This is a genomic window from Specibacter sp. AOP5-B1-6 (genome assembly GCF_052376555.1).
Taxonomy (GTDB): domain Bacteria; phylum Actinomycetota; class Actinomycetes; order Actinomycetales; family Micrococcaceae; genus Specibacter.
Genome location: NZ_JBQSVT010000044.1, coordinates 22,932 through 30,226, shown reverse-complemented (window position 1 = coordinate 30,226; position 7,295 = coordinate 22,932). Strand labels below are relative to the sequence as shown.

6 protein-coding genes are annotated in these 7,295 nt (G+C 63.6%); 1 reads left to right on the top strand and 5 read right to left on the bottom strand.

What is annotated here, in order from left to right:
* Nucleotides 1-337 precede the first annotated feature (337 nt).
* From tyrS to ACT3TS_RS16740, 5 genes are all read right to left on the bottom strand, one after another.
* Nucleotides 338-1,648 carry a tyrosine--tRNA ligase gene (gene tyrS, locus ACT3TS_RS16760; protein WP_444532664.1) on the bottom strand — a complete coding sequence of 437 codons (1,311 nt, stop codon included), beginning with the start codon at nucleotides 1,646-1,648 and terminating at the stop codon, nucleotides 338-340.
* 102 nt (nucleotides 1,649-1,750) lie between these two features.
* On the bottom strand, nucleotides 1,751-3,991 hold the full coding sequence (locus tag ACT3TS_RS16755) for a HelD family protein (RefSeq protein WP_444532663.1): 2,241 nt from the start codon (nucleotides 3,989-3,991) through the stop codon (nucleotides 1,751-1,753).
* A 112-nt stretch (nucleotides 3,992-4,103) separates the two neighbouring features.
* A complete protein-coding gene (locus ACT3TS_RS16750) occupies nucleotides 4,104-4,655 on the bottom strand; it encodes an adenine phosphoribosyltransferase (protein WP_444532666.1) in 552 nt (183 codons plus the stop codon).
* Nucleotides 4,656-4,849: 194 nt separating this feature from the next.
* Complete coding sequence (locus ACT3TS_RS16745; RefSeq protein WP_444532662.1) at nucleotides 4,850-5,533, bottom strand: DNA-3-methyladenine glycosylase; 684 nt, start codon at nucleotides 5,531-5,533, stop codon at nucleotides 4,850-4,852.
* Between the two features lie 126 nt (nucleotides 5,534-5,659).
* Nucleotides 5,660-6,298 (bottom strand): SRPBCC domain-containing protein, encoded by a 639-nt coding sequence (locus ACT3TS_RS16740; protein ID WP_444532661.1) that lies wholly within the window; start codon nucleotides 6,296-6,298, stop codon nucleotides 5,660-5,662.
* 94 nt (nucleotides 6,299-6,392) lie between these two features.
* Here ACT3TS_RS16740 and ACT3TS_RS16735 point away from each other — a divergent pair, with 94 nt between their 5' ends.
* Nucleotides 6,393-7,268, top strand: coding sequence for a DNA-3-methyladenine glycosylase family protein (locus ACT3TS_RS16735; RefSeq protein ID WP_444532660.1), 876 nt, complete (start codon nucleotides 6,393-6,395; stop codon nucleotides 7,266-7,268).
* The last annotated feature ends 27 nt before the right edge of the window (nucleotides 7,269-7,295 follow it).

Sequence of the window (7,295 nt, the reverse complement as noted above, 5' to 3'; positions counted from 1 at the left end):
TGCATTCGAGTAGTTCCTAATCAGTACTTCATAATTAGTTTTCGTCGTTGCGATATTCATACTTTATTTCATTGGAATTCACTTTGTCCAATCCACAACGTGTGTGGATCGTCACTCGGCTTTTCCCGCAAACCCATATTCTTATTCCAATATTTTCAACTCGAAGAGTCAATTATATTCGGCAAGTTTTGTTAGGTTTGGTTTCTTGCGAAGTGGTGGGCTCTTCCCCGCAAGCGGAGTGGCCCAGCGTTGCGCAAGCAACAGATAGAACAATACACAGCTGCCCGCCTCCAATGCAAATCGGAGGCGGGCAGCGTGGTGAATCGGCAGGTGGGGACTAGGCGGCCAGCTCCACCATTGCCAGAGTGCGCTTGCCGCGGCGCACCAACAAGTACTTGCCATGCAATGCATCGGCACCACCCAAAACGGCGTCAGGGTCAGTGATCTTTACATTGTTGACGTAGGCGCCGCCCTCCCCCACCGTGCGGCGTGCAGCAGAATTGCTGTTGGACAATTCCGCTGCAACCAGCAGCTCGACAATCGTCAAGCCGGCAGCGGGTGCCGTCGAACGGGGCAGTTCACGCGTGGCCGACGCCAGAGTGTCCTCATCAAGTGCAGCCAGGTCACCCTGGCCAAAGAGTGCGGCGGAAGCCGCGATGACCTTCAACGTGGCGTCCACTCCGTGGACCAATGAGGTTACCTGGAAGGCAAGGGTGCGCTGGCCTTCGCGGGCCTGCGGTTTGGAGTCAACGGACTCGGCAATTGCGGCGATTTCCGCACGCGACAGGAATGTGAAGACCTTCAGGCGGTCGACCACATCGGCATCCGCTGTATTGAGCCAGAACTGGTACATGTCGAACGGGCTGCACATTGCGGCGTCGAGCCAGATGGCGTTGCCCTCGCTCTTGCCGAATTTGGTGCCATCGGAGTTGGTGATCAACGGTGTGCCCAGCGCATGGACGGAGGCCCCCTCAACCTTGCGGATCAGGTCGGCGCCACTTGTCAGGTTGCCCCACTGGTCGGAGCCGCCCTGCTGCAGCACACAGCCGTATTGGCGGTACAGCTCCAGGTAGTCCATGCCCTGCAGGATCTGGTAGCTGAATTCGGCGTAGCTGATGCCTTCATCGGAATTCAGGCGCGAGGCAACAATGTCCTTCTTGATCATGGTGCCGACCCGGAAGTACTTGCCAACGTCACGCAGGAAATCCAGCACCGACATGGGCTCGGTCCAGTCAAGGTTGTTGACCATGCGTGCAGCATTGTCACCTTCGAAGGAAAGGAACCGCTGCACCTGGCCCTGCAGGAAGCCAACCCACTCGGTTACGGTCTCCTTGGTGTTCATGGTGCGCTCCGCCGTCGGACGGGGGTCCCCCACCAGCCCAGTGGATCCGCCCACCAAACCCAGCGGCTTGTGGCCGGCCAGCTGCATGCGGCGCATGGTCAGCAACTGGACAAGGTTGCCAAGGTGCAGGCTGGGTGCGGTGGGGTCAAAGCCGCAGTAATAGGTGATCGGGGCACCGGCGAGCAGCTCTTCAAGGGCGGCTTCGTCGGTGGAGACCTGAACCAGGCCTCTCCACTTGAGCTCCTGCCAAACATTGGCGAAGCTGGGATCGTTCTCGGGGGCGCGGAGTTCAGTTTGCAAAGACACGCTTCAAAATTACCAGCACGACGGCGTTTCTTTCGATTCCTGCCCGGTTATGTCCCGCTGTGGCCACCAAGGTGACGACAGCGGGACAGCTTGGGCCAGTGCTTACGCTTCGATTCCCGCCGGCAGTGGCTCCGACGTGACAAAGCGCAGGCGCTGGGTGGGCCGGGTCATGGAAACGTAGAGGTCGCCAACACGGCCGTTGGCACCGGCAAGCAGGGCGGCAGGCTCAACAATGATGACGCCGTCAAACTCGAGCCCCTTTGCCTCGTGCGGGTCAATGACCACAATGTCCTGGTCCAGCGAACCTGCCCCGTGACCAATCCGGGCCCCATACACTGCACGCAGCCCGGCGGCGATGTCCTGCACCATGGAACGCGGCGCAATGACCGCCACCAGTCCCCCGCCGACCGCTGCAGTTTCCTCGGGCATGACGGCAACCACCCGTTCAACCACATCGGCTGGCGCAACGAAGTCAACGATGGGCTCCCACTCGCCGTCACGCACGGCCTTCGGCGCGGAGACCACCTGGCCCGCAGCATTGGCCATGCGCACGGCGGCCTCGGCGATTTGCGTAGGCGTGCGGTAGTTGACAGTCAGTTCCTCAATGTTCCAGCGTTCCCCGAGCAACGGTGTGAGCGCCTGCTGCCATGACATGGCGCCGGCTGCAGAGCTTGTTTGGGCGATGTCGCCAACGATCGTAAAGGACTTCACGGGACAGCGCCGCACCAAGAGGCGCCACTGCATGGGCGAAAGCTCCTGCGCCTCGTCAACCACCACGTGGCCGTAGGCCCAGGACCTGTCGGTCAGCGCACGTTCGGCGCTGGTCTGTGACTCGGCCTCCACGACGTTGTAGTCGGCCAGCTGTTCGGCCGTCAGGATGCCGTCAACACCGGAGTCCTCCAGCTGCTGGTTCATGTTGGAGATGGCTTTCTCCGCGTTGGCGAGATCACGCTTGCGCTGGGATTCGGCGCTGGCCTGTGCCCGGCCGCCGGTGGCATCCAGCTCACCCAGGAGTTCGGCTGCCTCATCCAGCAACGGCACATCCGACTCGCTCCAGGGTGCGCCGGGGCTGCGCAGCAGCAACTCTCGCTCGGCAGGGGTGAAGCCCGGTGTCACGGCAGCCAGGATCTCGGGTTTGCTGAACATGTCATCGACGAGCTGCTGGGCCGTCATGGGCATCCAACACAGGTTGAGCATGACGCGCACGTCGCGGGCCGACCGGACGTCCTCACCCAGATAGGACCTGTCCGCGTTGTTGCCGGCGCCGGCCGACTCAATATGTTCGCGCAATTGTTCGGTAAGTTCGCGCAGCAGGGTCTTCACGAAGGTGACGCGCGCTTCGTTGTGCGGCAGGCCGGTGGCCCGCGCCTTGTCCCTGGCTCGGCGCACCTGGCGGACCGAAAGGATCAAACGGGTGCCTTCGACGTCGAGCCTGACATCCTCCCGGGGCGTGCGCTGGCGGTTCGCCACGGCGTTGGCCACGACCTGGGCCATGGCGATGCGGCCCTTGAGTTCGGCGGTCTCAGCGGTTTCCGTCGCGGTGCCGTGCACGCCGGGGAAAAGGTTGCCAACGCTGGCCATGACGACGCCCGTTTCGCCCAGGGAGGGCAGCACCCGTTCAATGTATTTCATGAACGCGTTCGACGGGCCCACCAAAAGCACGCCTGCCGACTGCAGCCGTTCGCGGTGGGTGTAGAGCAGATACGCGGCGCGGTGCAGCGCCACTGCCGTTTTTCCGGTGCCCGGCCCGCCCTGCACCACCAGTGCACCGCTCAGCGGAGAGCGGATGATCCGATCCTGCTCAGCCTGAATGGTGCCAACAATGTCGTTCATGCGGCCCGTGCGCTTGGAATTCAGCGCGGCCAGCAACGCACCTTCGCCCTGCAGGTGTTCGCCTTCCACCAGCATGGTGTGGTCAAGGACGTCGTCCTCAATGGCCTTCACGTTGCGCCCCTGCAGCAGCAGGTGGCGACGGCGGCGAACGTTCATGCGCTCGAAGGCTGTCGCCTGGTAAAAAGTGCCTGCCTCGGGGGCACGCCAGTCCACCATCAGCTGGCGCAGGTCTTCGGCGGACAGCCCGATGCGGCCAATGTAGCGGACCTGCCCATCGTCCAGGTCCAGCCGGCCAAACACGAGCTTGTCGTCAACTGCATTCAGCTGTGCCAGGCGGTTCTCATAGAGCGTGGCAAAGGCGTCCCGCTCGGAGCGGTTTTGGTGTGTGCCCATGGACTTGGCGCGGCGCACTTCACCGAGCTGCTCCACCTTTTCCGCGCGAAGTTCATCCAGGCGTGAATAAAGACCGTCAACATAGCTGCGTTCTTGGGCCAACTCGTCGTCATACATGCAAGGCTCCTGATACGTAAGGCATACCGCCAAAAGGCGGACCGTCTATTCTATCCCTCTATCTGCACGGGCGCTGGCACATGTGAGCACGGCGACACAAAGCGCGGCGCCGCTACACGTGGAGCAACGAAACCACGTCACGGCCGCCCAGATTCGCCCGCCCCGGCAGTGCGTCAATCTCCAGCACCACACCGATGCCAGCCACCACGGCACCCGTGCGCTCAAGCAGGCTCGCAGCGGCGCCGAGCGTTCCCCCGGTGGCAAGCACGTCGTCGAGAATTAACACACGAGTGCCAGCTGGGACGTCGTCCTGGTGTATCTCCAAGGTGGCCTGCCCATACTCCAGGGAGTAGCTTTCGGCGTACACCTCCCGTGGCAGTTTTCCGGCCTTGCGGATGGTGACCACGCCGGTCCCCGTGGCGTAGGCAGCAGCCGCCGCAAGCAGGAAGCCGCGTGCCTCAACCCCGGCCACGGCGTCAAACTGTCCGTCGAAGGCCCCGACAATGGCATCGACCACCTGCTTCAACGCCGGGCCGTCGGCAAAAACGGGGGTTAAATCCTTGAAGACAATGCCCGGCGACGGGTAATCCTCAACGGTGGCGCACAACTGCTCAATTACCGCGGAAACGTGCGGATTGTCGGCGGTCGGACGGGAGTCGGAAATTAGTGTTTCGGGGGCGCTTGATCTCTCGTTCACCCTTCAACGGTACAGCGTCCCCACAAAGGCCTTTCCCGCCAGGGGCACGGTGCGCAGCCTGTGCCCCTGCGGCGCCTGTGCCGCCGCGGCGCCTCCGTCCAGCAGGATTGTTCCCGGCCAACGTTTGACACCCGCTGGCCTCCTGCCGGAGTTTGCCGGCGTTACTGGCTTCTTGGATCAAGTGGTGCGTCCGGAACTGCTGGTGCGGGCCGGCGCGGCCCACGCACAACTCCCGGCTTGAACCTGGAAACAGTGGGGTCCCCGGCGATCCAAAACCGCCACGGGTACTCCGCAGTGCCCCCGGGCCCGCTGATGCCGACGCGGGGACCCGCCATGACAGTTTGGACCGGCGTCTCCGGCAGTGTGACTGTCACCTCTCCCCCGAGCGCTGCCACACCATTGTGTGCAAGGTTGAATCCCATGGCCTTGGTCAGCCGCGCCGGTCCCTGCGCCAGTTCCTGGTCGCGTTTGGCTGTGGGGCGGCGTGCGCGCGCCAAGTCCAGCCCTTCCACCACTTCGCCTGCCCGCATCAAGCATCCGGAGGATTCCCCCGCCGGGCGGCACACCAGATTGGCGCAAAAATGCATGCCATAGGTGAAGTAGACGTACAAGTGTCCGGGCGGGCCAAACATCACTGCATTGCGGTTGGTCTTGCCCCTGTAACTGTGGGCCCCCGGGTCCGGATCGAGGGAATCCGCCGGGCCCAGATAAGCTTCCACCTCGGTCAGACGAACGACGACGGGGCCTTCCGGAGTCTCATGGCGCACCAAGGCGCCGAGCAATCTGGGCGCCACGACGGTGGCAGGATTTTGAAGTAGCTCAAGGATGTCAACTGGCTGGCCCATATTCTCAACCTAGCAGGCGGCGCCGAGCCGGGAGCAGGACTTGGCAGGCGGCGCCGCGCTGTGGGCCGGACTCCAGCGGGAAGCTCCGGGCGGCACTCCCACTCACTGGTACTGGAGGGAACAGCGTTAGGAGGGTCCGGCGTCGTCCGCTTCCGTGTAAAACACAGTGGTGCGCGCGGCCGCAGCCCTCGCCGCTTCCGGATCGGTGCCGTTGGCGATGGCGGCGTCGGCCCAGGCACTGCTGCTGGCCGCCGTAAACGGGTTCATCACCTCGGGCGGCAACGGGTTGGCCGGGCCGGTGGGCAGCCCGCGCAGAAAATCGTCCAAGCCCACCAGTGCTTGGTCCCAGCCGACGCCAACAGCGCCCGTGCCATACGTTTCCAGCATTTCGGTGCCGGCCGGAACCGTGTGGTCCAGCTCGAAGAGCGTGTGGTCCGTGTTGGTGGCGGTAAGACGGACTTCCAGTTCCGAATGCGGCCCCTCGCCAAAGACCCACGAGATCCGGAAGGATCGTGGCGCCGTGCAGTCGAGGATGTCTCCGGAGGCATTGCCATCCAAGGCGTAATTCCCGCCATCGCGCAGGTCGCCCGTGACGGGCAGAAACCACTGGCGGATGCGCTCCGGCGCGGTGCAGGCGGCCCACACGTCCCCCGCCGAGGCGGACAGTTCCTGCTGCAGGACAACGGTGACGGCGTCCCGATGGCCCAGCTGGGCTGTCCTGACGCTGCGTGTGACGTCGGTGAGTGCTTTCATCATGTCCCTCATGCCGCCAACCCTAGGTGCGGCCCCTGTCCGGGGGCAAGGGGTCGCGGGTGAAGATCTGAGTCTGCCCCTCCCCTGCGGATGGGAGGATGGAATCATGACATTTGCGTTGCCGTTCACTCCCCCGTTTGAACCCGGAATCTTTGGCTTTTTGGCGGCGCGTGCCGTGGCCGGTGTTGAGGAGGCAGATTCTGCAAACTATGCCCGCACAATCCTTCTGCCCGGGGGACACGGCTGGTTCCGTGTCAGCTGGGACGGCCACGCCCTGTGGCTGGAGCAGGATTTGGAAGACCCCACCGACGCTGCCGAACTGCTTGCAAGGGTTCGACGGCTGTTTAACGTGGATCATGATCCGGTGCAGGCCGACACCGCCCTGAGTGCCCACGCGTTGCTTGCGGCACGGGTGGCAGCACTTCCCGGCATCAGGCTCCCCGGCTGCGTGGATCCAGCCGAAATCCTCATTCGGGCCATGATTGGCCAGCAAATCACTGTGGCAGCCGCCCGCACCGCCCTCAACCAACTGGTGGCATTGAGCACCCCCAGCCGGTTGCCACACGGGACCATGACGCATTTCTTCCCAAGCCCGTCCGAGGTTGCCTCCCACGGGCGGAACATTCTGCGAGGTCCGCAACGGCGGATCGATTCCATCGTGGCCGTTGCCGCAATGCTGTCCGACGGATCCTTGCAACTCGGCCCGGGCGACACCGAGGAATCCCTGGCCGAAAAGCTCCTCCCGATCGCCGGCATCGGACCGTGGACTGTTGGATACGTCGCCATGCGGGTACTGGGCAGCAGCGACATCTTCCTGCCCGGCGACGCAGCTGTCCGCAACGGCTACGGTCTCCTCCGGGGCGACTCCCTGGCCGAAGCCCGCACCATCAAAACACAAGAGCTGAGCACCATGGCCGCACCGCTGGCACCTTGGCGCTCCTACCTGACCTTGCACTTGTGGCGGGACTCCGGGGGCAAATAGCCTGGCTCGCTGAGGCAAGTCCCCGGC

Bases quoted from the DNA above. Each gene is read 5' to 3' on its own strand.
- ACT3TS_RS16755 (WP_444532663.1), bottom strand. From the start codon at position 3,991: ATGTATGACGACGAGTTGGCCCAAGAACGCAGCTATGTTGACGGTCTT.
- ACT3TS_RS16745 (WP_444532662.1), bottom strand. From the start codon at position 5,533: ATGGGCCAGCCAGTTGACATCCTTGAGCTACTTCAAAATCCTGCCACC.
- ACT3TS_RS16740 (WP_444532661.1), bottom strand. From the start codon at position 6,298: ATGAGGGACATGATGAAAGCACTCACCGACGTCACACGCAGCGTCAGG.
- ACT3TS_RS16735 (WP_444532660.1), top strand. From the start codon at position 6,393: ATGACATTTGCGTTGCCGTTCACTCCCCCGTTTGAACCCGGAATCTTT.